Origin of the sequence: Rickettsia philipii str. 364D (assembly GCF_000283995.1) — a bacterium.
Lineage (GTDB): Bacteria > Pseudomonadota > Alphaproteobacteria > Rickettsiales > Rickettsiaceae > Rickettsia > Rickettsia rickettsii.
In genome coordinates this window covers 224,960-248,319 of record NC_016930.1, presented here as the reverse complement: position 1 = coordinate 248,319, position 23,360 = coordinate 224,960, and the positions used below count along the sequence as shown (strand labels likewise).

Genomic DNA, 23,360 nt, shown 5'->3' with positions numbered 1-23,360 from the left:
TCTTTAGTCATTAATTCTCCTAAATTTATTAATTATTTTAGGAGAAATTGTTAATTAGCTATGTTTCTTAGGTGGTGAGTAAAGGGCGTTTTTTCTGTCATTGCGAGGAAATTGCATAGCAATTGACGAAGCAAAATCTCAGGAGAGTTTGTTATTATTTCATGAGATTGTCACGCAGCCTACGGTTGCTCGCAATGACGGTTTCAGTATGTATCCACGCAACAATACTGTCTCGCTTTTGCAGGAATAAAATAAAGAATATTTATCAATCCACTCAAAAATGACCTAGTTGGCGAACTACTCTGAGCTAATTTGCAATTCTCCTAAAATATAAGATTATAAATTTAAGAATAATAACACAACAAACCAAGTTGAATTATATATTACTTCATTGATTAAGAATTGTTAATTTATCACAATGTCATTAGTTACTGAAGGTTTATATTTTCCATATCCCAATCATGAGAAATAGTATTATACTTTAATATATAAGGCTTAGTATCTATAGAATCTAGAGTTACATCAGCAATCATATCATCATGCGACGAGATAAGTTCATTATAACCGAAATTAGCATAATAAGGTTGATAATTTCTAAATCTAACCGTTATAAACTTCTCTTTAGTAATAGCAGGCAAGAGTTTCACCAAATCATCAAGATTACTTAAAGCTAAATCTTTCATCTCAAAAATTTGCAATCTATAAACATTTTTATAATCTTTAGTAAAAAACGTTGGTATAGAGCTAAAGCTACTACCGGATTGAACTGAAGCTATACTTAGAGCTTTAAGAGGAATACCTGATTTATTACTAAAATAATCATCGGCTTCAAAAAATACTGCACCGCCGAAATGTATCATTTTAGCGATTTTATTATTGTTCACATCATATAAATCTACTGCTTGTTCTAGCTTTTTTCCGTCACGAAATATAGTAAGTTTAATAGCTATTCCTTGGAAATTATCCATTTCTCTATCAAATAATGCTAGATTGCCGCCGAGTTCCTTATCATTAACTGCCCAAATAATATCACCGGCTTTTAAAGATTTTGCGGCAGGTGATCCGGCTAAAACTGCCTTAATGCTTATCACTCTATTTCTACTATCAGGAAATTTCTTTATATATTTATCCATTTCTTCTTTAGGGAAATTGTGATGTCTAACTGCTTTATTTAAAGAATATAACTCGCTTATTATTCCTATATGTTTTCTGCCTGGTTGTTTATTATTCTTTAAACTTTCTAAAGTGCGAGCTACATAATCACCGTGCAGCGCTAGAGAATGAGTTTTACCGCCACCATATAATACTCCTATAGCCTCAATCTTATCGTTTAATACCGGTGAACCGCTAGCACCTCCTGTAGTATTTAAATTAATAACATAAGTACATTGCGGCATTAAACCTTCAATATTATAAAGATCAGACAAATAACCGGTATGGAAAGAAAAACCTTTTGATTCTGTGTTACCGACTACAAAAACCTTTTGATTTAATTTTGGAAATTCGCTTGCAAAAGATATTTGCGTTGCTGATGCCGGTATATCTTTACTCTCTACTTTTAAAACGGCATAATCTTGCCAAATATCGTAATAGATAAGTTTTGCTTCTGCCTGCTCACCGTTATAAAAAGTAACAAAATAAGTTCCGATAGACGCACCGCCGACAACATGAGTATTAGTAATTATATAACCGTTGTTCTTATCGTTGATAAATCCCGTTCCAGTCCAACTACTTGTATCGTCATATGCCGATACAGCAATTCTAGTATCGATCGTTACGATTGCTTTCTTTGCTTTTTCAAATATAATAGTGCTTGTTTCGCTAGATGCTAAAACTATATTATTTAGGAAAACTAAATTAATAATAAATAAAAGTTTTAGTAAAATCGGTAGTTTTTTCATTGTCACCTCTTGTAAAATCATTTAAGCCACACTATATCAAATCAAAAGTCATAATAAAATAAAAAAGAAAACGAGGAATCTTATGGGAAAAGTAATAGGTATCGACCTTGGGACTACCAACTCTTGTGTTGCAGTCATGGAAGGTAAAGAACCAAAGGTAATAGAAAATGCAGAAGGTGAAAGAACTACCCCGTCAATAATAGCTTTTGCAAACGGCGAAAAATTAGTCGGGCAATCTGCTAAGAGGCAAGCAGTAACTAACCCTCGCAATACTATATATGCGGTAAAGCGATTAATCGGTAGAAATTTTATCGATCCTATGGTTAGGAAAGACCAAGGTATTGTACCGTATAATATAGTGAAAGCCGATAACGGGGATGCATGGGTCGAAGCGGATAATAATAAATATTCACCAAGTCAAATTAGTGCATTCATTTTACAAAAAATGAAAGAAACTGCTGAGAATTATTTAGGGGACAAAGTAACACAAGCAGTAATTACCGTACCTGCTTATTTTAATGATGCACAGCGTCAAGCAACGAAAGACGCTGGTAAAATAGCAGGTCTTGAGGTCCTTAGAATAATCAACGAGCCGACTGCTGCAGCTCTTGCTTACGGTTTCGAGAAATCGGCAAGTAAAACTATTGCAGTATACGATCTTGGCGGCGGAACATTCGATGTTTCAATTCTTGAGATCGCTGACGGTGTTTTTGAAGTGAAATCAACAAACGGCGATACATTCCTTGGCGGTGAAGATTTCGATACAAGAATATTAAACCATTTAATAGATGTATTCAAAAAAGAAAACGGTATAGATTTAAGTCAAGATCCTTTAGCACTTCAACGTTTGAAAGAAGCCGCAGAAAAAGCTAAGAAAGAGCTATCTTCTGCAGTAACTACCGATATTAATTTACCTTATATTACGGCTGATAGTAGCGGTCCAAAACACTTAAATATTAAATTTACTAGAGCTGAACTAGAAAAATTAGTAGATGATTTAATTGAAAAAACAATTGAGCCTTGCCGTAAAGCATTACAGGATGCAGGTTTTAAAGCTTCTGATATTCAAGAAGTAGTATTAGTAGGCGGTATGACTAGAATGCCGAAAGTACAAGAAGCCGTAAAAAAATTCTTCGGACGTGAGCCGCATAAAGGCGTAAATCCCGATGAGGTTGTAGCTCTTGGTGCTGCTATTCAAGGCGGAGTACTTAATAAAGAAGTAACGGATATATTATTATTAGACGTTACACCTCTATCCCTTGGCATTGAAACTCTTGGCGGTGTATTTACAAGATTAATTGATCGTAATACTACTATACCTACTAAGAAAAGTCAGGTATTCTCAACTGCTGATGATAACCAGCATGCCGTAACTATTAGAGTATTCCAAGGTGAACGTGAAATGGCAAAAGATAATAAATTACTTGGTCAGTTTAATCTCGAAGGTATACCTCCTGCACCAAGAGGTTTGCCACAAATAGAAGTAACGTTTGACATTGATGCTAACGGAATAGTGCATGTTTCAGCTAAAGATAAAGCAAGCGGTAAAGAGCAGAAAGTAACTATTCAAGCTTCCGGTGGTCTTAGCGATGCAGAAATTGAACAAATGGTTAAAGATGCCGAACAAAATGCTGATGAAGACAAAAAGCGTAAGGAACTTATTGAAGCAAAAAATGCTGCCGATAGTTTAGTTTATTCTACTGAAAAAACTCTTACAGAATATGGCGATAAATTATCATCAGACGATAAAGGAGCTGTTGAAGAAGCATTAGCCGCTTTAAAAGCCGTGCTTGAGTCGGAAGATACTGCTTTGATTAAAGAAAAGACTGCAAGTTTAACTGCAGCTAGCATGAAAATCGGTGAAGCGATGTATAAAGCACAAAGCGAGAGCCAACCTGCTGCAGAAAGTGCCACTAATGATGAAAAAATAGTAGATGCCGACTTTCAAGATGTAGAGAAGAAGTAGAAGTAATGTCGTCATTGCAAGGAACGAAGCGACGTGGCAATCTCGTTAAATATCCTGAGATTGCTTTGTCAAATTACTATGTAATTTTCCTCGTAATGACGTTACAATCTCATTTTATAAATTAAATTATGTCACAAAATTATTACCAAATACTAGGGGTTAGTAAAACAGCTAGCCAAGCTGACCTTAAAAAAGCCTACCTCAAACTAGCCAAGCAATATCACCCTGATACTACTGATGCTAAAGATGCTGAAAAGAAATTTAAAGCAATCAATGCCGCTTATGATGTTCTAAAAGATGAGCAAAAAAGAGCTGCTTATGACCGTTTGGGACACGATGCTTTTCAAAATCAACAATCACGAGGGGGAGGAGGAAATCATGGCGGTTTTCACCCTGATATTAACGACATATTCGGTGACTTCTTTAGCGACTTTATGGGAGGCAGCAGAAGATCATCACGCCCAACTTCAGCTAAAGTTAGAGGCTCAGATTTAAAATATAATCTGACAATTAACCTAGAGGAAGCATTTCACGGTATAGAAAAAAATATTAGCTTTTCTAGCGCAGTAAAATGCGATACTTGTCACGGTAGCGGTTCTGAAAAAGGTGAAACCGTAACTACTTGCGATGCTTGCAGCGGTGTTGGAGCGACTAGAATGCAGCAAGGATTCTTTACGATCGAACAAGCTTGTCATAAATGCCAAGGTAACGGACACATTATAAAAAATCCTTGCAAGAAATGTCATGGCATGGGACGTTACCATAAACAACGAAATTTATCGGTAAACATTCCTGCCGGTGTTGAAAACGGTACTAGAATAAGACATACCGGAGAAGGGGAAGCAGGTATTAGAGGCGGTAATAGCGGTGATTTATACGTTGATATAACAATAAAACCACATGATATTTATAAAGTAGACGGAGCAAATCTACATTGTAAACTACCTATTAGTTTTGTGAATGCTGCTCTTGGAGGAGAGATAGAAGTACCGGTAATTGAAGGCGGAAAAGTAAGCTTAACAATTCCTGCAGGCACACAAAACGGTGATCAATTAAGGCTACGCAGCAAAGGTATGTCTAAAATGAGATCAACTATTAGGGGTGATATGCTTACGCATATTCATGTCGAAGTACCTAAAAATTTATCTAAAAGACAACGTGAATTACTAGAAGAATTCAAAAAAGAATCCATAAATGAAAAAGAAAATGACGGCAGCTTTTTTAATAAAATGAAAAGTCTGTGGTCGTAAATTTTATTTACCTTTCCTATAGAAATGAAACCTCCAATATTATAAAATATTATTTGCATAATATTACCGGAGGTTTTTATGCATTATAAGAATAATAACGATTTACCTGATTCAGTTAAAAATCATCTTCCGAGCCATGCTAAGGATATTTATCGCAAAGCTTTTAATCATGGCATTTGAACCATATAAGGATGCCGATAAAAGACGTGGAAATGACTCTAGAGAGACAGTGGCACATAAAGTAGCATGGTCGGCCGTAGAAAAAAAATACCATAAAAATGATAAAGGACATTGGGTAGAGAAATAAGTACAAGAATATAGACCTATTCTTCTAGGGGTAATTTGTACGTCGATCCGGTACTCGAATCCTTACGTACAAGTGTACGCTGCGATTCTGCATTCTGTGTTTCCCTCAAATTCCTCCCTATAAACAAGTTTCTGAATAGGTCTAATTTATAAGTTTGTGATATTTTAAATTGAATCCTTGAAATTCTGTAAGCCTATATGTATATTTAGTTATTAACTGAATTTAAGTTCTTATGAAATTAACAAAATTATTAAGTACCCTTTTAGTTATAGGGTTAGTTTTAGGCGGGTGCAAAAATAAAAAAACCAGTGATGACATAGTAGTCCCTATCGCTACCCTTTATAATGAAGGTATTACCTTATTGGAAAAGAAAAAATATAAGAACGCTGCAGAAGAATTCGGAAGAGTATTGTACCAACATCCAGGTAATGAAATGACGCCGCAAGCCGAATTGATGCAGGCTTATTCTTTATTTCTCGCTGCTCAATATGAAGAAGCGGTTGATGTGCTTGATATGTTCATTACGTTGCACCCTGCAAATGTTGACATTGCTTATGCATATTACCTTAAAGCATTATCATATTATATGTTAATTTCAGACGTAAATCATGATCAATCTAGAACTTTCCTAGCTAAAGATAGTTTTGAAGAAGTAATAGCAAAATTCCCAAATACTAAATATGCTATTGATTCATCTTTAAAAATTGACCTAGTAAACGATCATTTAGCAGGTAAAGAGATGATGGTAGGTCGGTTTTACTTAAAGAAAAAGAATCCGATGGCAGCTATAAATAGATTTGAAGAGGTAATTGATAATTATCAAACTACTTCTCACTCGGTAGAAGCTCTTTACCGTTTAGCCGAGAGTTATATGATACTTGGACTTCCGGATGAAGCAAAAAAATATGCCTCAGTGCTAGGTTACAACTATCCTGATAGTCAATGGTATAGTTATGCATACAGGCTAGTTCAGAACCACCAAAATTAAGCGGCATATGTTCTACAGTCTCTCAGTTAAAAACTTCATTCTGATAGACGAGCTGGAAATTGAGTTTAATAAAGGTTTATGTGTTATTACCGGTGAAACGGGAGCCGGTAAATCTATTTTACTTGATGCTATTTTATTTTGCTTAGGTTATAAAACTTCAAATAATATAATAAAGCGTGGAAAAGAGTACGCTGTTGTTAATATAATATTCTCTTTAAATGAAGAAATAAAAAATTTTCTGATTCAAAATTTTATTGAACCTGAAGAGTTATTGTTTGTAAAGTGTCTGCAAAAAGCCGAAGGACGAAAAAATTTTTTCATTAATAATCAAGTGGTTACTAAAGCTCTTATGCAGCAATTAGCTACTTATTTATTCGAGCTTCATGGACAAAATAATAATATTTCTCTTCTAGAAGCAAATACGCAGCGTGATATTTTAGATAGTTATGGAAATCTTTTGGACTTTCGAGCGGAGCTTTCCAAATGCTATCAGGCTTGGCAAAATACTCGGAAAGAAATGGCCGAAATAACACTTAAACAAAATTCTATAGAACAAGAAATTGATTATTTGAGCTTTGCAACGGAAGAATTAACTAAACTGAACATTCAAACAGGTGAAGAAGAAAAATTAGCAAATCTACGAAAAGATTTGCAAAATAAAGATAAGGATTTACAGCTAATAAAAGATATTCTAGAACAGATTAATAACCCTGAAATAAATACATCGATTAATAGAGCAGAGAAATTATTAGCAAGGCAAGGCAACAATGAGCGTTTTGAAGCTATCGTTACAAGTTTAGAGGCAGCCTATAATAATCTAGAAGAAGCACGCCAAGAATTATCAAATCTGTTAGATAGTTTCAATTATGAGGAATATAATCTTGAAGAAACAGAAGAAAGATTATTTTTAATAAAAGCTATTAGCCGTAAATATAATGTTCCTGCTGATGCGTTAGGTGTATTTTTAGATAAATCTTTAGAGCAGCTCAGTATATTAAAACACAAAATAGCAAATAGTAATGAGTTGAAAGCTCAAGAAGTACTACTGCAGAAAAAATATTATGAACTAGCGAGTAATTTATCTGCAAAGCGTCTTATTGTTGCAAAACATCTAGAAGAATCGTTGCATCAGGAACTACAGCAGCTTAAAATGGCGAAAGCAATTTTTGAGATTGAGATAAATGCTAAAGAACCAACAGCCGACGGTAATGACGATATTGTGTTTAAAGCGTCTACTAACCCGGGAACAGCAGCTGCAGCAATTAATAAAATCGCTTCCGGCGGTGAATTATCAAGATTCATGTTAGCTTTAAAAACTTCTTTGTTTGATAAAATGGTAAAACCATCTATTATATTTGATGAAATAGATGTTGGGATTGGCGGAGAGGTCGCAGATAAAGTAGGTGAGCGATTAAAAAAACTTAGTAGCGTTACTCAAGTAATAGTTATTACGCACCAGCCGCAAGTAGCAGGTAAAGCGGATTTGCATATAAAAATCGAGAAAACACAGCTAGAGAAAGAAACGAAAGTAACGGTAAAAGCTTTAAATTTAGCTGAAAGACAGGAGGAACTCGCCCGCATGATTTCAGGTAAAACAATCACCAAAGCAAGTTTAAAAGCAGCAAAGGAGTTGTTGCATTTGTAATAGGCACTAGCGGTACGGTTTTTATGTCATTCCTGCGAAAGCGAGAATGACATAATAGGGAACATATGAACAACAACTACACAAAATTAGAAAACGAATTTGCAACTATCTCACATTTTAATAATATCTTGAGCATATTATACTGGGATGTTGCCGTAAATATGCCTATGGGTTCAGGTGAGAGTAGGACAAACGAAATAGTAACTTTAACGTCGCTAGTTCATTCTATGCTCAAATCGCCTATTCTAAAGGAGCTACTTAGCAAGGCAAAAGAAGAATCAAAGAACCTTGATGAATGGCAGAATGGTAATATTAGAGCGATTGAGAGAAAAGTAACAGATGCAAATTGTATTGACGAGCAGCTACAAAAAAAATTAGTAGCAGCTACTACTAAAGCCGCACTTGTTTGGCGAGAAGCAAGAAAACATAACGACTATAATTTATTCAAATCACACTTACAAAAAGTCTTAGATTATACGAAAGAAGTTGCTAAAGTACGAGCAGATGCTTTTAATTGTGGATTATACAACTCATTAATAGATATGTTTGATCCAAGCAGAAAAAGTAGCGAGATCAAACAAGTTTTTTCAGTACTTAAAAAAGAACTCCCGCAGCTCATAAATAAAGTTTTAGAAAAACAGAAAACTGAGAAAGAACTAGTAAAACACAGCAAACTAGCTCCTGAAATGCAAAAGCGTATCGGAAAACGCATTATGGAAATTATGCAGTTTGATCTAACAAAAGGACGATTAGACGAATCGACTCATCCTTTTTGCGGTGGAACGCCAAACGATATACGTTTAACTACTAGGTATGATAAAGATAATTTCATAAGCGGTTTAATGGGAATTATTCATGAAACAGGACATGCTTTATATGAGCAGAATCTACCAGAAATGTATAAAGGGCAGCCGGTTGGGCTTGCTAAAGGTATGGCCTTCCATGAAAGCCAATCTTTATTTATGGAAATGCAAGTAGGTAGATCAAGAGAATTTACCGAATTTTTAGCTAAATTACTTAGAGACGAATTTGCTTTTAAAGGCGAAGAATATTCAGCAGCAAGTTTATATAGAAAAATTACAAGAGTGACGCCTGATTTTATAAGAGTAGATGCAGATGAATTAACTTATCCGATGCACGTAATGTTACGTTTTGAGATAGAGGAAATGCTTATCAATAGCGACTTGAATCTCGATGAGTTACCAAGCTGTTGGGATAGTAAGATGCAGGAATACTTAGGCGTTAAACCGGTAAGTTTTAGTAACGGCTGTCTTCAAGATATTCATTGGTCACACGGAAATTTCGGTTACTTTCCCGCCTATACAAACGGTGCAATTATCGCATCAATGGTGATGAAAAAAGTAACAGAGATGCATTCAAATATAAAAGATGATATATTAAAGGGTGATTTTAGTAATTTAAATAATTATCTAAATAAGAATTTTAGAAATCTCGGTTCGTTAAAAAATTCAGCCGATTTATTAAAAAGTGCTAGCGGTGAGGAAAAAATCAGCCCTGAGGTGTATATAAGATATTTAGAAGGGAAGTATTTATAGTAATAAATCGTTATTGCGAGGAAATTACGCAGTAATTGACGAAGCAATCTCGGAAGAATTGCTGAAATTGCCACGCTCCTTGCAGTCGCTTGCAATGACGGCTTATGACAACAACTAAACAATACAAACAATAATATGGAAGAAGACTTTAAAAAAACAGGTTATTTATTTGGCGGGAATGCTGTTTTTGTTGAAGAGCTATATAAGCAATATCTAGCCAACCCTGCCTCGGTTGATCAAACTTGGCAAGAATTTTTTGCCGGCATTCAGGATAATAATACTTTACTCAATAAAAGTACGGCAAAAATAATTATCCCTGATGAAATAAAAAAAGAATCGTTAAATAATAATTTATCTTCTGAAGACTTAAATAGTTTAAAAGCCAAGGAAATGATCAATGCTTATCGCAAGCATGCTCACTATTTAGCGAATCTTGATCCGCTTGGTCTTGAGCTACGTAAAACAAAAAATGATTTAAAGCTTAATATAGAAACTTTTGGTCTTGATAGCAGTCAGCTAGAAGAAAATATCAATATTACGGATGAATTTGTCGGTACTTGGAACTGTAAATTATCTGAATTAGTGACCAAGTTCGATAAAGTTTATACAGGTTCTATAGGTGTAGAGTTTGAGCAAATAGAAAATGTAGCAAGAAAAAATTGGTTATATAATAAGCTAGAAAGCGAAGTGACGTTTTCTTCTGAAGACAAAAAAACTATCTTAAATGATTTAGTAGAAGTAGAAGGGTTTGAGCAGTATTTACATACAAAATTTCCAGGAACTAAGCGTTTTTCCATTGAGGGTGGTGATGCTTCTATAGTTGCTATGAGTAAAGCTATAGATTTATCCATGCATCATGGCGTCTCAGAAATCGTTATCGGTATGGCACATCGAGGGAGATTAAACACTCTAACTAAAGTAGTAGGTAAGCCATATAAAGCCGTTATTGCGGGCTTCATAAGCGGCAGCGTATTTCCTGATGAGCTAAATGTTTCAGGCGATGTAAAATACCATTTAGGCTATTCGTTCGATAGAACTCTAGAGGATAAGAAAATACACTTGTCGCTAGCCGATAACCCTTCACATTTAGAAGCGGTAAATCCTATAGTTGCAGGAAAAGTAAGAGCAAAGCAAGATATGCTTGGAGATACTAAACGCAGCAAAGTCAAAGCTATTTTAGTACATGGCGATGCTGCTTTTTGCGGTCAGGGCGTGGTTGCCGAGAGTCTATCAATGTCACCTTTAGCTGCTTATGATATCGGCGGGATATTGCATTTCGTCATTAATAATCAGTTAGGTTTTACGGCTAATGCTGCAGATACTAGAGCTAGTAGATATTCTACGGAGTTTGCTAAAATCATAGCTGCCCCGATTTTACACGTTAACGGTGACGATATAGAAGCAGTGTTAAAAGCCACCAATATTGCGGTAGAATACAGGCAGAAATTTGGTAAGGATGTTGTAGTAGAAATTATTTGTTACCGTAAATATGGGCATAATGAGGGCGATGAGCCGATGTATACTCAAGGCAAGATGTATAACATTATTAAAAACAAACTGACCCCTGGAAATATTTACGCAAATGAGTTAGTAAAAAGCGGTGTAATCGACAATAATTATTTTGCTAAGTTAAAAGAAGAATTTAAAGCAAAACTAGATAAGGAATATGAGCAGGCAAAAAGTTATAAGCAAGAAGCACATTGCTTAGGCGGATTATGGCAAGGTATTTCTCGTATTCGTACACAAGCTACAATAACGGGTATCAGTAAAAAAACATTACACGATTTAGGCACTAAACTATGCGAAATACCGAAAGATTTTGCCGTTAATCCAAAACTTGTAAAACTATTTGAAGCTCGAAAAGCCACTCTAACAGCTGATCAACCTATTGATTGGGCGACAGCAGAACAGCTAGCTTTTGCAAGCTTGCTTGCTTCAGGCACAAATATAAGGCTAACCGGACAAGATTCGGGACGCGGTACTTTCTCGCATCGTCATTCAGTATTGCACAACCAAATTGATGGTACTACCTATATACCTCTAAATAATTTATCTAAAGAACAAGCAAAATACGAGGTAGCCGATAGTCATTTATCTGAATATGCGGTGCTTGGTTTTGAGTATGGTTATTCACTCGCAAACCCAAACAATTTAGTTTTATGGGAAGCACAATTCGGTGATTTTGCTAATGGAGCTCAGATTATTTTTGACCAGTTTATTTCAAGCAGCGAAACTAAATGGCTTCGTATGAGCGGGCTTGTGGTTTTGTTACCTCATGCATTTGAGGGACAAGGACCGGAGCATAGTTCGGCAAGACTTGAGAGGTTCTTACAACTGGCGGCTGAGAATAATATGTATGTTACATACCCTACTACCCCTGCTTCGATTTTCCATCTGCTACGTCGCCAAATACTTGATGATACCCGTAAACCGTTAATCGTAATGTCGCCGAAATCATTATTACGTCATAAATATGCCGTATCTAAACTTGACGAGCTAGGTGAAAATACTACTTTCTTACCAGTTTTAGATGAAGTAACTAAAGTAGATACAAACAATATTACTAAAGTAATTTTATGCAGCGGTAAGGTATATTACGATCTATTTGAAATGCGTGGCAATAACAGTAATATAGCGATTATTAGGCTTGAGCAATTATACCCTTTTGAAAAAAAACTTGTAGCATCGCTATTAAAAAAATATAATAGGACGCAGGAATTTATTTGGTGTCAGGAAGAACCAAAGAATATGGGAACTTGGTGTTATATAGTTTCTCACTTAAACGATGCTTTAAAAGAAGCAGGCATTAAAAATGAATTTAAATATGTAGGTAGAGAGGAATCAGCCTCGCCAGCAGTAGGCTCGCTGCAAGCACATAATAAACAGCAAGAGAAACTATTAAGGACAGCATTGGGAATATGATTCTTAGGGTATTGCCTAATAATCATCATTGCGAGCGACTAAAAGAGCGTGGCAATCTCAGGAATTTGCCTGAGATTGCTTCGTCGACGCTTATAGCGTCTTCTCGCAATGACGATAAAACTATACAGGGCGATGCTATACAAATATAGGAGTAAAATAAATTATGAGAGTTAAAATTATAGTACCGTCGCTTGGGGAGTCCATAACGGAAGCAACTATTGCCAAATGGTATAAGAAAGAAGGCGATTCGGTTAAAACCGATGAATTACTGTTAGAAATCGAAACCGAAAAAGTGACTTTAGAAGTTCATGCTCCTTGCAATGGTACTATAGGTAAAATATCGAAAACTGACGGTGCAAATGTAGCAGTTGGCGAAGAAATAGGCGAAATAAATGAAGGAGCATCTGTAAATACTGCCGGTACTAATAATGAATCTGCTAAAGCTCAACCAGTAACACAACCTACTTCAGAAAAACCTGCCGTGGCTAATAATACTCTTGCTCCTTCTGTACAAAAATTAGTTACCGAAAATAAGCTTGACCCCAATAATATAAAAGGAACAGGTAGAGATGGTAGAATTACCAAAGGTGACGTGCTTGCAACAATAAACACTACGACTACTTCTGCTCCTGCAATAAGTAAATCTAATGAAGAAAGAGTGCAGCGTGTTCGTATGTCACGCTTGCGTAAAACTATTGCACAGCGTTTAAAAGATTCACAAAATACAGCAGCTATTTTGACTACTTTTAATGAAATCGATATGTCAAAAGTAATTGCTTTGCGTAATCAATATAAAGAAGAGTTTGAGAAAAAGCACACTGTGAAACTTGGGTTTATGTCTTTCTTTGTTAAAGCAACAATTGAAGCTTTAAAGCTTATTCCGTCGGTAAATGCTGAAATAGATGGCGATGATTTAGTATATAAAAATTACTATGATATAGGTGTAGCTGTCGGAACAGAGCAAGGGCTTGTTGTACCGGTTGTTAGGGATGCCGATAAAATGGGATTTGCCGAAGTAGAGAAAACTATAGGAATTTTGGCTAAACAAGCTCGTGAGGGTAAGCTTTCTATGGCTGATTTGTCAGGTGGGACATTCTCGATTTCTAACGGAGGCGTATATGGCTCATTATTATCTACACCGATTATTAATCCTCCTCAATCAGGTATTCTAGGCTTACATAAAACCGAGGAAAGAGCTGTAGTTATAGACGGTAAAATTGAAATACGTCCGATGATGTATATAGCTTTATCTTACGATCATCGTATAATTGATGGGAAAGAAGGAGTATCGTTCTTGGTAAAAATTAAGCAGCTTATTGAGAATCCTGAAAAGTTATTGTTAAATTTGTAAAAAATTGTCATTGCGAGCAGCCGTAGGCTGCGTGGTAATCTCATGAAATCATAACAAACTCCTGAGATTGCTTCGTCAATTACTTCGTAATTTTCCTCACAATGACGTGGTCCCGTTTTTACTCTTTGAAAAAAAAGTAAAATCATTCAAAGAAAGGAAGTATATAATAATGATAAAATGTACTCGTCGTATTGAGTTCGATGCAGGACATAGAATTATAGAACATCAAAATAAATGTCAATTCCTGCACGGCCATCGCTATGTTCTTGAGATCGCTATAGCCGCAAACAAAACCGATAAACTTGGTATGGTAATCGATTTTGGTTTAATTAAGGATTTAGCTAAAAAATGGATTGATGAAAATTTTGATCATAGCTTAATCCTACATCAAGACGATAATGAAATGGGGCAGCAAATAGAAAATTGTACCGGTCAAAAAATATATTACATGCAAAATAACCCAACTGCAGAAAATATAGCGACGCATTTAAAGAATGAAATTTTTCCTAAACTTTTCGTAAGTCAAAACTTCTTCGTAACTAGCCTCAAACTATATGAAACACCGAATTGTTTTGTTGAGGTTTAGGCATGCAAGATTGCTGTTTAATTTTAACTACTACTAATGATTTACAAATTGCCGAGAAAATAGCATCTGTTTTGTTAGAATTAAATCTTACTGCCTGCATTCAAATTGACGATGTCAAAAGTTACTTTAGATGGAATGGTAGAGTAACTTTAGAAACTGAATATAGACTTGTAATTAAAACAAAATCTTCTAATTATAATGCAATTGAAAATAAACTCCTTGAAATGCATAATTATGAATTACCACAAATAATAAAAATAAATATTGACTATGGCTTTCAAAAGTACTTAGAATGGATTAACCAAAATAATAAATAAACTTATAGTTGAGAAAATTTAAATTAAGTAAGTAAATTATGAAATTATGGCAAAAAGTTACCTTAGGGTTAATCTTAGGTATTATATATGGTATATACTTACCACAATATGTTAATTATATTAAACCTATCGGTGACATTTTCTTACGTTTGATAAAAATGATCATTACCCCTTTAATTTTCTTCAGTTTGGTTTCCGGTATCACTAGTATGAATGATAATTCTGCCCTTGGTAGAGTAGGAATGAAAGCGGTAGTCGCTTTTTTAGGTACTACCTTTTTTGCCACGGTTTTTGGACTCACTGTTGCCTTAGTATTAAAGCCAGGAGTAGGCGTACATATAGATTTCACCTCTTCAGGAACGACAAGCAGAACTGCATTTAATATAATTGATTTTTTTGTAAATATCGTCCCTGATAATGCTGTTGGAGCTTTTGCAAACGGTGATGTCTTACAAGTTGTATTTTTTGCTATTTTTGTTGGAATTACCTTAAACAAAATGAAATCTATCGGTGAACCTATTACTGATTTAATTCATGTAATGTCAAAATTAATATTAAAAATGATATCGTTTGTTATTCAATTATCCCCTTACGGTGCTTTTGCTTTAACAGGCTGGATTGTAGGCATGCAGGGAGTTGAGGTAATGATTAGTTTATCGAAACTTGTTGTAGCGGTAGTTGTGGCGATGACATTCCAATATTTAGTTTTTGGCTTACTTATATGTGTATTCTGTCGTGTTTCACCTATACCTTTTTATAAGAAAAGTTTTGAGTATCAGATACTTGCTTTTTCTACTTCAAGCAGTAAGGCAACTCTTGCAACTACTATGCAAGTTTGTCGTGAAAAGCTTGGCATTTCAGAGTCTAGTACTTCGTTCGTACTTCCGATAGGTGCATCAATTAATATGGACGGCTTTGCTATAAATTTATCTCTTACCACCATATTTTTTGCTCAGATGATGGGAGTAACACTTGCTCCTCACGACTATTTAGTCATTATTCTCACCTCAACACTTGGATCTATCGGTGGTGCCGGTATTCCCGGTGCCTCTTTGATAATGCTTCCTATGGTTCTTTCTTCGGTTCACTTACCTATAGAGGGAGTAGCAATTATTGCTGGTATTGACCGAATACTTGATATGCTACGTACTACTATCAATATTACCGGCGATGCAACAATTACTATGATTATAGATAACAGCGAAGATACTTTAGATAAGGAAGTATATTTATCTTAATGATATTGCTAACTAAGACCAGACATTGTCATTGCGAGCAACTATAAGCATTGTTGTCTGAATTGAAAAATGCGTTTTATGTCATTCCCGCGAAAGCAGGAATCCAAGGAAAAGCGAAATTAAAATATAGTTATCAAAAAGAAGATAATAGAATAGAATTTTTACAAGGTGATTCTAATAAAGTAGAGGCAATATTCCCAAAAGAAAAAATATCTGAAATAGTACATCCTATACTTTGAATAGAAGATGCTCATATTAATACTATAGGTATTTTAGAATATTTTTGAAGAAGGGGATTATTTCATCATTGAAGATACTAATATTGACTATAATAATGCGTGCTATGATGTTTGGAGGAAAATTTTAGATGAAAAAACTTGTATAGCAACATTAGAAAATTTAAACAATACAATCGTTAGATTAACTAGCTGGTTGAAAGAAAACAAAGATTTATATTTAGAGATACAAAATATGTAAATTATACAAAAGAAATTAAAGATGCCGGAAATAATAATGCAGAAATTATACATATAAAAAATATCGATCAAAAAAATTATAATATAATGACTCCCTATGACGGTGAGGTACGGATTAGCGGAATAGAAGAATTAATTTGTCATATGTATGGAGTAATAGGGATAATTGGTAGTTTGCCTGTATTATATAAAGAAGATAAGAATATTATTAGAGCAGTAGCACCAAGACGTAATTCGCATAATGAACATAGCTCTCAATCGCCGTATAATGATTGAGATTGGCATGTAGATGCTGCATACCGTCCAAATGACCAAGAAGAGTGATAACTTATCGCCTATAGTTGACACTTAATTTTGGGGATTGTACATAAAGGACATGAGAATCTACCTATAGTATATATTAGCCTTAAAGATATTATTAAATCAATTGAGCTACCAAGATATCTTAATCGGGCTAACAACATCGCAGTCGTAGACTGCATGGCACTCCCCAAAAAATAATAAAAGAATTCTGTAAATCAGAATTTTTTCTCTTCCTTACTTCGTCAATTGCTATGCAATTTTCTTGCAATGACAGAGACAGAACATAAGGCAGAAAATTAAGATAGGTTTTTATCCTAACTTGTGAAGTATAAATAGAAACGCTACAAAAATTTAACGGTGAGAATTGAGAAGCTTTTTTATTACTTTTCTTTGTTTTGAGTCTTTATGCTATTTCTTTCTTTTATAATTTTCAGTTTAGTTTTAAATGGAGCAACAAATAAAGCAGTATAGTATTCTACGTCATAAGCATGTAAAGTTCTATTAGCATCCACCGCTATCCAATCTAAAGCTCTTTTCCCTTTGCAATCTTTAATTTTTGATCCGCTCCATATTCTAATAAAATACGAGTAGGTTCAACATTAAGATATGATGATGCATAATAAGGGAAGTCATTCCGGTTTTAGAATTTTGAACATTAGGATTAACACCTAACGTAAGCAAAAGTTTTATTAAATCAAGATTATTTCTTTCTGCGGCTAGCATCATTCCGGTAATACCGTCTTCATATCTTAAATTAGGACTCATGCCCTGATGAATTAAAAGTTCGGCAATTTCCGGCTTCATAAATCCTATATTTATATGGATTAAATTCATAGGTGCACCACACTTTAATAAAAAATCGGCAATTTTTATATTATTATTCGATATAGCATAATCTAAAGGAGTCCAGCCCAAGTATGGTTGATTTACTCCATATCCCTCATCTAATATTTTTTTACTTCATCAATATTATCTGCTTTAATAGCATTTGCTATCGGTGTAATTGGATTTTCGACTTTTTGATCATACTCAACACCATTCACATATATCTTTTTTAAACTCAAGTTTACATTCCATAACATGAATAGAAGCAATAATAAAAATAATTATAAACTTTAAAATTACTTGAATAATTTTCATATAATCAATCTAGGTACTATGTAGCTATACAGCATTAAACCTTTGTCGGTAAGATAGATATTTTCATCTAGTCTAATTAAGTCTAACGCTTGATAATGCTTAAGATTATTCATATCTAAAATATTCTCTAATTTCGTGTTTAATTTCTGCTCTAATGTAGAAATATTTATACCTTTGCTAAGGCGTAAACCCATCATTAGCATTTCTTCAATAATCTCTTGATGTGTTAACTTAGTATTAGTTTGAATACCAACATTTTTTGTTTTAACCGCATCTAACCATTTTTCAGGTTTATGCCACATCATAATTGCCGATACCAAACTTGAGGATTCAATGATTCTACTATGAGCTCCGGGGCCTATACCTAAATAGCTATTATAATTCCAATAAGTTAAATTATGCAAACATTCATACCCTATCATAGCATAATTGGATATTTCATATCTAAAATACTTTTTAGATTCTAGATAATGATTTGTCCATTCATACATTTCAGCTGCCGCATCTGAATGCGGCAAAATCAGATTACCTTCCTTAAACAATTTATAACACGGCGTACCTTTTTCAATAGTCAATTGATAAAGAGAAATATGTGAGGTAGCGAGCTGCATAGCTTGTTTTAATTCTTCTTGCCAGTCTTTTAATGTCTGACCGCTACGTGCATATATTAAATCAAATGACACTCGTAGAAAAATCGTATTTGCCGCCTCAATTGTTTTAATGGCCTGCATACAATCATGAGTCCTACCTAATTTTTTTAAATCGTCCTCTTTTAAGGATTGCACTCCTATTGAAACACGATTAATCCCGGCGGCTTTGAATGCTTTAAATTTTTCAGTTTCAAATGATGTGGGATTAGTTTCTAGAGTTATCTCGGTTTGATTATCAATAATTGCTAGATTACTGATTTTATTTATTATTCCTTCAACTATTACAGGATTCATTAAAGAGGGAGTACCGCCTCCAAAAAAAATAGATTTTATATATTTATTTTGAATAATATCCTTAAAATATTCAATTTCAGTTTCATAAGATTTAAGCCACGGATTATGATCTATAATACTTGCTACATGAGAATTAAAATCACAATACGGACATTTGGACAAACAAAAAGGCCAATGAATATAAATACTTAAATCATTAGCCATAACTCTCATATTTTGTATTTTTGCTAGTGCTAACTTAGGTTTTGTGGACATTGCTAAAAAGATTTAATTTTGGTTATTTTTTGCTACAAATTATAAGATTTTTTTGAAATATGAATAACTATTTCTACAAAAATCTTATTAATTTTCGCTAAAAAAGACCTCAAAATAGCAAATCAATTAGCAATGTCTACAAAACCTAGCATCTTCTTTGATGTTATTCAAGGTGTATGATAAAACACTATTCTAATTCAAAGAAAACTTTAAATAAAGCTTTTAATTTAATAGATATTATTAAAATAATGAAAAAAATTACCCACTATTTTATAATTTTTTGTGTTCAAGCTATGGGAAGTAATAATGAACAAATATATAACCCAAAAGACACTAAATTTCTAGAAGAAACTAAAGCTCTAAAATGGGCAAAAGAGCGTACTGATAAAACAGCAAAGGCTTGCAAATCTATGCCTACTTATAAGGTAGTTAAGAAAGAAATAGAATCTGTTTGCTATGATCAAAGAAAAACTCCTTTTGGTGCTATACGTAAAGGTTACGTGTATAATTTTTGGATGGATTATAAAAACCCGCAAGGGTTATGGCGTAGGACATTGGTTGAGAATTACTCGAAAGATAAACCAAATTGGGAAGTTCTAATCGATTTTGATAAATTATCCAAAAAACTCGGTAAAAAAGTAATGTATCGAGGTGGGAGTGATTGTTTTCAAAATCCTAATCGTTTCTTAATTACCATGTCATTTGGCGGTAAGGATGAGATGTTTTTTAGAGCATGGGATTTAGAGCAAAAGATTTTGTAAAAAATGGTTTTGAGCCAAAAACAAGTAGCGGGAAATTACTAGAAGGTAAATTTACTGTCCCTACTTGGGTTGATCAAGATACTATTATATTTATCCAGTTTTGCATCAAGAGGAAGTGACTGACTCTTTATATCCTAGCTTGCTCTACATATGGCAGCGAGGAAAACCTATAGAGAAAGCCAAAAAACTATTTGAAATACCAAAGAATTATATACGTGTATCAGTCAGTAAGCTTTTACCGATAATATTTCTTCATCTTTAATATTTATATCTGCAAATAAGGCTTTTTATAATTACGATCATTATATTTTAGATACTAAAGATGAGCGCTTCAAATTATAAAAAATAAATATGCCATCAGATGCAATACCTGAAGGTTCTTTTAAAGAATATGTATTTTGGCTACTGCGTTCCGATTGGCAATTTAAAGATAGTAATATAAAGCAGGTTCACTTATTGCCATACACTACGCTGATCTTCTAAAAGAAGATAGCGATAAAGCTAGCTTAAAAATATTATTTACCCCAACAGAGAGGGAAGTATTGTATTTTGTAGGAATGACTAAAGATACGGTATTTTTAACTAGCTATGAGAATGTTATTTTCAAAAGTAGTAACATTTACATTAGAAAATCATGAATGGACAAAACCGGTAACTTTACTGTCTTATGAAAATACAATTTTTGGTATGTTGTCTGATGATGAGGAAGAAGATGAATTAATTACTATAGAAAATTCTATAGTTCCTCCCACTATCTATTTATGGGATAAAACTCATGAATTAAAAGTTATTAGAAAGCCTTTATATCCGTTTGATAGCAAAATTATGTTGTAGATCAAAAGGAAGCTACAAGCTCGGATGGAGTTAAAATACCATATTTTATTGTCTATAAAAAAGGTACAAAGATTGTAAGAATCCAACATTACTTGAAGCATACAGCGGTTTTCAAGTAATCAACTCTCCATATTTCTCTCGCATGGAAAATGAAGTATGGGTTAAACATGGCGGGGTTAGTGTTCTTGCTAATATTAGAGGTGGCGGAGAGTTTGGTCCTGAGTGGCATAAGGCGACTCAAGGAATAACACATCAAACCGGCTTGAATGATTTTATTGCAGTAGCAGAGGATTTAATAAAACAAAATATTACTAGCCCTGAGTATTTAGGAATTAAAGGAGGAAGTAACGGCGGATTGCTAGTAAGTGTTGCAATGACACAGCGTCCTGATTTATTTGGAGCTATAGCATGTGAAGTGCCGATACTTGATACGATATAAAGAATTCGGAGCAGGACATTCATTGGGTACAGAATATGGTGATCCAAAGTAGAAGATTTAGTACATATCAAAAAATATGCACCGCTAGAGAATTTATCTTTAACACAAAAATACCAAGCTGTGTTAATTACAGATTCAGTATTAGAGCAGCGTGTACATCCATGACATGGAAGAATTTTTGAGTATGTGCTTGAAAAAACCCAAATACTAAAACTTACTTTCTAGGAAGTGTAGATAGTGGGCATGGTAGTGGTAGTGATTTAAAAGATAGTGCCAATCATTTGATCAATATTTATACATTTTTTGCAAATGCTTTGAAATTAAAAATTAATTAAATTTAATACTAGGTCAATATGTGTTACTTATTATACTACTGGATAGTTTAAAAAAACCGTCGATGTCATTCCTGCGAAGACACATGGGTGTCAACTTAAGGAAAAGGTCACCCCGTGGCTTGACCACAGGATCCATATAATTTTAGTATTTTTAACTGGATCCCGCAATCAAGTCGGCATTGTTGCATGGATCGGAAAACCTACTCGATGTCATTCCCGCGTAGGCGGGAATCCAGAAAAATAACTTCAATATTGCTACAGAAGTTACATACTGGATAAAATAACCATACAAACACTTGTTTTTATATGCTTGACTGGATTTCCGCTTCGCAGGAATGACATAATGTAGATATAATATAAATTCAAGACAACAATTTTCCAATTCCGCTACGTAATAGATTTTTAGGATTCATTTTACTGGCTTTTTTCATTATCTCGCTTATTTGTTTATATTGCTTTAGCAAAATATTTACCTTTTGTACCGTAGTTCCTGCTCCAACCGCTATACGTTTCCTACGAGAAGCATTAATTATATCGGGATTTTTACGTTCTTTTGGCGTCATAGATAAAATAATTGCTTCTTGATGTGCAATTATTTTACTATTTAATTTTGATTGATCTATTTGATCCATAATTTTACCGCTACCCGGTAACATACTAAGTATACTTCCAAAACCTCCCATTTTTTTTATACTTCTCATTTGCTGAAGATAATCATTTAAATCAAACTTACCCTTTTTTAATTTAGCTGCCGTTTTTTCGGCTTCTTCTCTATCAACAATACTAGCTGCTTTTTCAACAAAAGAGATAATATCACCCATATCCAGTATTCGAGAAGCTAAACGTTCAGCATCGAATTCTTCTAAATCAATTAGGTTTTCACCGCTACTTAAAAATTTAATCGGCTTTTTAGTAATATATTTTACACTGAGTGCTGCACCACCCTTGGAATCGCCGTCAATTCTAGATAAAATTAATCCTGAAATTGCTAACTTTTCATTAAAACTACTTGCCGTAACTACTGCATCCTGCCCTGTCATACTGTCGATTACTAACAAAGTTTCTGTAGGCTCCACTATCTTTTTTATTGCAAGCGCTTCCTCCATCATCGCTTTATCAATTTGTGTACGCCCTGCCGTATCATAAATTACGACATCATAAGCAGAAATTTTAGCCTCGGCAATAGCTCTTTTGACAATATCGAGGGGTTTCTCACCTTGCACAATAGGTAATGAATTAATCTGTACTGAGTTTGCAAGTATAGCGAGTTGCTCTTGTGCGGCCGGTCTGTAAGTATCCAAAGAAACAAGTAAAACTTTCTTATTTTGATTTCTAAGCCGTAAAGCAAGCTTACTACTCGCCGTAGTTTTACCACTCCCTTGCAGCCCTACCATTAGGAAATTTACGGGCGGCTTTGAATTTAAATTTAGCTTTGTCTCACTTTTACTTGAAGCTAAGAGATTGATCATCTCTTCATGGATAATTTTAATTATCATCTGTCCAGGTGACACAGACTTAATAACCTCCTGCCCTAAAGCTTTCTGTTTAACTTCCGCTATAAAATCTTTTATCACCGGTAATGCAACATCTGACTCTAAAAGCGCCACTCTTATATCCCGCATAGCAACATCTATTTGGGCTTCCGTCAAAATGCCTGAGCTAACTAGCTTATCAAAAATCTTCGTTAAATTTTGTGTTAAAGTTTTAAACATGCAAATAATTTAATTTATAAAGTTCCTAAAACCTAATATATACTACGAGTAAATTAACAATAGTCAAAATAAAACATAAATTAAATTTATATTCTAGAGGGAAGCCGCTTTCTATCTTGAATATCTATTAACTA

Annotated in this window: 23 protein-coding genes and 1 pseudogene; 19 read left to right on the top strand and 5 right to left on the bottom strand. The window is 34.2% G+C overall.

Annotation, left to right across the window (positions count from 1 at the left end; genetic code table 11):
- Positions 1-428: 428 nt before the first annotated feature.
- Positions 429-1,922, bottom strand: a complete 1,494-nt coding sequence (locus RSA_RS01200; RefSeq protein WP_014364447.1) for a S1C family serine protease — start codon at positions 1,920-1,922, stop codon at positions 429-431.
- A gap of 61 nt (positions 1,923-1,983) precedes the next feature.
- On the opposite strand from RSA_RS01200, the gene dnaK reads away from it, so the two are divergent.
- From dnaK to RSA_RS09910, 4 genes are all read left to right on the top strand, one after another.
- Entirely contained in the window at positions 1,984-3,867 is a 1,884-nt protein-coding gene (dnaK, locus tag RSA_RS01195) for a molecular chaperone DnaK (protein WP_014364446.1), read from the top strand.
- 128 nt (positions 3,868-3,995) lie between these two features.
- Positions 3,996-5,117: a molecular chaperone DnaJ gene (gene dnaJ, locus RSA_RS01190; protein ID WP_014362791.1), complete on the top strand. Its 1,122-nt coding sequence runs from the start codon at positions 3,996-3,998 to the stop codon at positions 5,115-5,117.
- Between the two features lie 78 nt (positions 5,118-5,195).
- Complete coding sequence (locus RSA_RS10430; RefSeq protein WP_014364445.1) at positions 5,196-5,297, top strand: ChaB family protein; 102 nt, start codon at positions 5,196-5,198, stop codon at positions 5,295-5,297.
- Entirely contained in the window at positions 5,287-5,424 is a 138-nt protein-coding gene (locus RSA_RS09910; RefSeq protein ID WP_014362790.1) for a ChaB family protein, read from the top strand. Before RSA_RS10430 ends, RSA_RS09910 begins: the two co-directional genes overlap by 11 nt.
- A gap of 22 nt (positions 5,425-5,446) precedes the next feature.
- Here the strand turns inward: RSA_RS09910 and RSA_RS08255 are convergent.
- Positions 5,447-5,555 (bottom strand): annotated as a pseudogene (locus RSA_RS08255) (palindromic element RPE1 domain-containing protein); the annotation flags it as partial.
- A 101-nt stretch (positions 5,556-5,656) separates the two neighbouring features.
- Between RSA_RS08255 and RSA_RS01180 the strand changes: the two are divergent.
- The 11 genes from RSA_RS01180 (at position 5,657) to RSA_RS01130 (ending at position 16,779) form a co-directional block, all read left to right on the top strand.
- Positions 5,657-6,412 (top strand): outer membrane protein assembly factor BamD, encoded by a 756-nt coding sequence (locus RSA_RS01180; RefSeq protein ID WP_014364444.1) that lies wholly within the window; start codon positions 5,657-5,659, stop codon positions 6,410-6,412.
- Between the two features lie 7 nt (positions 6,413-6,419).
- Positions 6,420-8,057 carry a DNA repair protein RecN gene (gene recN / locus RSA_RS01175; RefSeq protein ID WP_014364443.1) on the top strand — a complete coding sequence of 546 codons (1,638 nt, stop codon included), beginning with the start codon at positions 6,420-6,422 and terminating at the stop codon, positions 8,055-8,057.
- Between the two features lie 65 nt (positions 8,058-8,122).
- Positions 8,123-9,613 carry a carboxypeptidase M32 gene (locus RSA_RS01170; RefSeq protein WP_014364442.1) on the top strand — a complete coding sequence of 497 codons (1,491 nt, stop codon included), beginning with the start codon at positions 8,123-8,125 and terminating at the stop codon, positions 9,611-9,613.
- 135 nt (positions 9,614-9,748) lie between these two features.
- Positions 9,749-12,535: a 2-oxoglutarate dehydrogenase E1 component gene (locus RSA_RS01165; protein WP_014364441.1), complete on the top strand. Its 2,787-nt coding sequence runs from the start codon at positions 9,749-9,751 to the stop codon at positions 12,533-12,535.
- 11 nt (positions 12,536-12,546) lie between these two features.
- Entirely contained in the window at positions 12,547-12,684 is a 138-nt protein-coding gene (locus tag RSA_RS01160) for an alpha-ketoglutarate decarboxylase (RefSeq protein WP_230453510.1), read from the top strand.
- Between the two features lie 14 nt (positions 12,685-12,698).
- On the top strand, positions 12,699-13,886 hold the full coding sequence (gene odhB / locus RSA_RS01155; RefSeq protein ID WP_014362785.1) for a 2-oxoglutarate dehydrogenase complex dihydrolipoyllysine-residue succinyltransferase: 1,188 nt from the start codon (positions 12,699-12,701) through the stop codon (positions 13,884-13,886).
- A 169-nt stretch (positions 13,887-14,055) separates the two neighbouring features.
- Entirely contained in the window at positions 14,056-14,472 is a 417-nt protein-coding gene (locus tag RSA_RS01150; protein ID WP_014364440.1) for a 6-pyruvoyl trahydropterin synthase family protein, read from the top strand.
- Between the two features lie 2 nt (positions 14,473-14,474).
- Positions 14,475-14,789, top strand: a complete 315-nt coding sequence (gene cutA, locus RSA_RS01145; protein WP_014364439.1) for a divalent-cation tolerance protein CutA — start codon at positions 14,475-14,477, stop codon at positions 14,787-14,789.
- A gap of 38 nt (positions 14,790-14,827) precedes the next feature.
- Entirely contained in the window at positions 14,828-16,027 is a 1,200-nt protein-coding gene (locus tag RSA_RS01140) for a dicarboxylate/amino acid:cation symporter (protein ID WP_014364438.1), read from the top strand.
- A gap of 53 nt (positions 16,028-16,080) precedes the next feature.
- A complete protein-coding gene (locus RSA_RS01135) occupies positions 16,081-16,266 on the top strand; it encodes a hypothetical protein (RefSeq protein ID WP_014013930.1) in 186 nt (61 codons plus the stop codon).
- A gap of 324 nt (positions 16,267-16,590) precedes the next feature.
- Entirely contained in the window at positions 16,591-16,779 is a 189-nt protein-coding gene (locus RSA_RS01130; protein WP_014364437.1) for a hypothetical protein, read from the top strand.
- Between the two features lie 600 nt (positions 16,780-17,379).
- On the opposite strand, the gene RSA_RS01120 is transcribed toward RSA_RS01130, so the two are convergent.
- Both RSA_RS01120 and hemW read right to left on the bottom strand, forming a co-directional pair.
- The gene (locus RSA_RS01120) at positions 17,380-17,721 is read right to left on the bottom strand and encodes an ankyrin repeat domain-containing protein (RefSeq protein ID WP_014364436.1); all 342 of its coding nucleotides are present in this window, start codon (positions 17,719-17,721) and stop codon (positions 17,380-17,382) included.
- A 221-nt stretch (positions 17,722-17,942) separates the two neighbouring features.
- The gene (hemW, locus tag RSA_RS01115) at positions 17,943-19,145 is read right to left on the bottom strand and encodes a radical SAM family heme chaperone HemW (RefSeq protein ID WP_014364435.1); all 1,203 of its coding nucleotides are present in this window, start codon (positions 19,143-19,145) and stop codon (positions 17,943-17,945) included.
- Positions 19,146-19,321: 176 nt separating this feature from the next.
- Here hemW and RSA_RS10425 point away from each other — a divergent pair, with 176 nt between their 5' ends.
- The 4 genes from RSA_RS10425 (at position 19,322) to RSA_RS10410 (ending at position 21,179) form a co-directional block, all read left to right on the top strand.
- Positions 19,322-19,906, top strand: coding sequence for a prolyl oligopeptidase family protein (locus RSA_RS10425; protein WP_014364434.1), 585 nt, complete (start codon positions 19,322-19,324; stop codon positions 19,904-19,906).
- Positions 19,907-20,257: 351 nt separating this feature from the next.
- On the top strand, positions 20,258-20,389 hold the full coding sequence (locus RSA_RS10420) for a prolyl endopeptidase (protein WP_075807898.1): 132 nt from the start codon (positions 20,258-20,260) through the stop codon (positions 20,387-20,389).
- Between the two features lie 111 nt (positions 20,390-20,500).
- Positions 20,501-20,740, top strand: coding sequence for a prolyl oligopeptidase family protein (locus RSA_RS10415; protein ID WP_014364432.1), 240 nt, complete (start codon positions 20,501-20,503; stop codon positions 20,738-20,740).
- Between the two features lie 142 nt (positions 20,741-20,882).
- The gene (locus tag RSA_RS10410) at positions 20,883-21,179 is read left to right on the top strand and encodes a prolyl oligopeptidase family serine peptidase (protein ID WP_014364431.1); all 297 of its coding nucleotides are present in this window, start codon (positions 20,883-20,885) and stop codon (positions 21,177-21,179) included.
- Between the two features lie 697 nt (positions 21,180-21,876).
- Here the strand turns inward: RSA_RS10410 and ffh are convergent.
- Positions 21,877-23,226, bottom strand: coding sequence for a signal recognition particle protein (ffh, locus tag RSA_RS01090; protein WP_014364430.1), 1,350 nt, complete (start codon positions 23,224-23,226; stop codon positions 21,877-21,879).
- Positions 23,227-23,360: the final 134 nt, after the last annotated feature.

What these genes read in the sequence shown, in the direction of transcription:
- RSA_RS01200 (WP_014364447.1), bottom strand. Translation starts at nt 1,922, where the DNA reads ATGATTTTACAAGAGGTGACAATGAAAAAACTACCGATTTTACTAAAA.
- dnaK (WP_014364446.1), top strand. Translation starts at nt 1,984, where the DNA reads ATGGGAAAAGTAATAGGTATCGACCTTGGGACTACCAACTCTTGTGTT.
- dnaJ (WP_014362791.1), top strand. Translation starts at nt 3,996, where the DNA reads ATGTCACAAAATTATTACCAAATACTAGGGGTTAGTAAAACAGCTAGC.
- RSA_RS10430 (WP_014364445.1), top strand. Translation starts at nt 5,196, where the DNA reads ATGCATTATAAGAATAATAACGATTTACCTGATTCAGTTAAAAATCAT.
- RSA_RS09910 (WP_014362790.1), top strand. Translation starts at nt 5,287, where the DNA reads ATGGCATTTGAACCATATAAGGATGCCGATAAAAGACGTGGAAATGAC.
- RSA_RS01180 (WP_014364444.1), top strand. Translation starts at nt 5,657, where the DNA reads ATGAAATTAACAAAATTATTAAGTACCCTTTTAGTTATAGGGTTAGTT.
- recN (WP_014364443.1), top strand. Translation starts at nt 6,420, where the DNA reads ATGTTCTACAGTCTCTCAGTTAAAAACTTCATTCTGATAGACGAGCTG.
- RSA_RS01170 (WP_014364442.1), top strand. Translation starts at nt 8,123, where the DNA reads ATGAACAACAACTACACAAAATTAGAAAACGAATTTGCAACTATCTCA.
- RSA_RS01165 (WP_014364441.1), top strand. Translation starts at nt 9,749, where the DNA reads ATGGAAGAAGACTTTAAAAAAACAGGTTATTTATTTGGCGGGAATGCT.
- odhB (WP_014362785.1), top strand. Translation starts at nt 12,699, where the DNA reads ATGAGAGTTAAAATTATAGTACCGTCGCTTGGGGAGTCCATAACGGAA.
- RSA_RS01150 (WP_014364440.1), top strand. Translation starts at nt 14,056, where the DNA reads ATGATAAAATGTACTCGTCGTATTGAGTTCGATGCAGGACATAGAATT.
- cutA (WP_014364439.1), top strand. Translation starts at nt 14,475, where the DNA reads ATGCAAGATTGCTGTTTAATTTTAACTACTACTAATGATTTACAAATT.
- RSA_RS01140 (WP_014364438.1), top strand. Translation starts at nt 14,828, where the DNA reads ATGAAATTATGGCAAAAAGTTACCTTAGGGTTAATCTTAGGTATTATA.
- RSA_RS01130 (WP_014364437.1), top strand. Translation starts at nt 16,591, where the DNA reads ATGACTCCCTATGACGGTGAGGTACGGATTAGCGGAATAGAAGAATTA.
- hemW (WP_014364435.1), bottom strand. Translation starts at nt 19,145, where the DNA reads ATGTCCACAAAACCTAAGTTAGCACTAGCAAAAATACAAAATATGAGA.
- RSA_RS10425 (WP_014364434.1), top strand. Translation starts at nt 19,322, where the DNA reads ATGATAAAACACTATTCTAATTCAAAGAAAACTTTAAATAAAGCTTTT.
- RSA_RS10420 (WP_075807898.1), top strand. Translation starts at nt 20,258, where the DNA reads ATGCCATCAGATGCAATACCTGAAGGTTCTTTTAAAGAATATGTATTT.
- RSA_RS10415 (WP_014364432.1), top strand. Translation starts at nt 20,501, where the DNA reads ATGTTATTTTCAAAAGTAGTAACATTTACATTAGAAAATCATGAATGG.
- RSA_RS10410 (WP_014364431.1), top strand. Translation starts at nt 20,883, where the DNA reads ATGGAAAATGAAGTATGGGTTAAACATGGCGGGGTTAGTGTTCTTGCT.
- ffh (WP_014364430.1), bottom strand. Translation starts at nt 23,226, where the DNA reads ATGTTTAAAACTTTAACACAAAATTTAACGAAGATTTTTGATAAGCTA.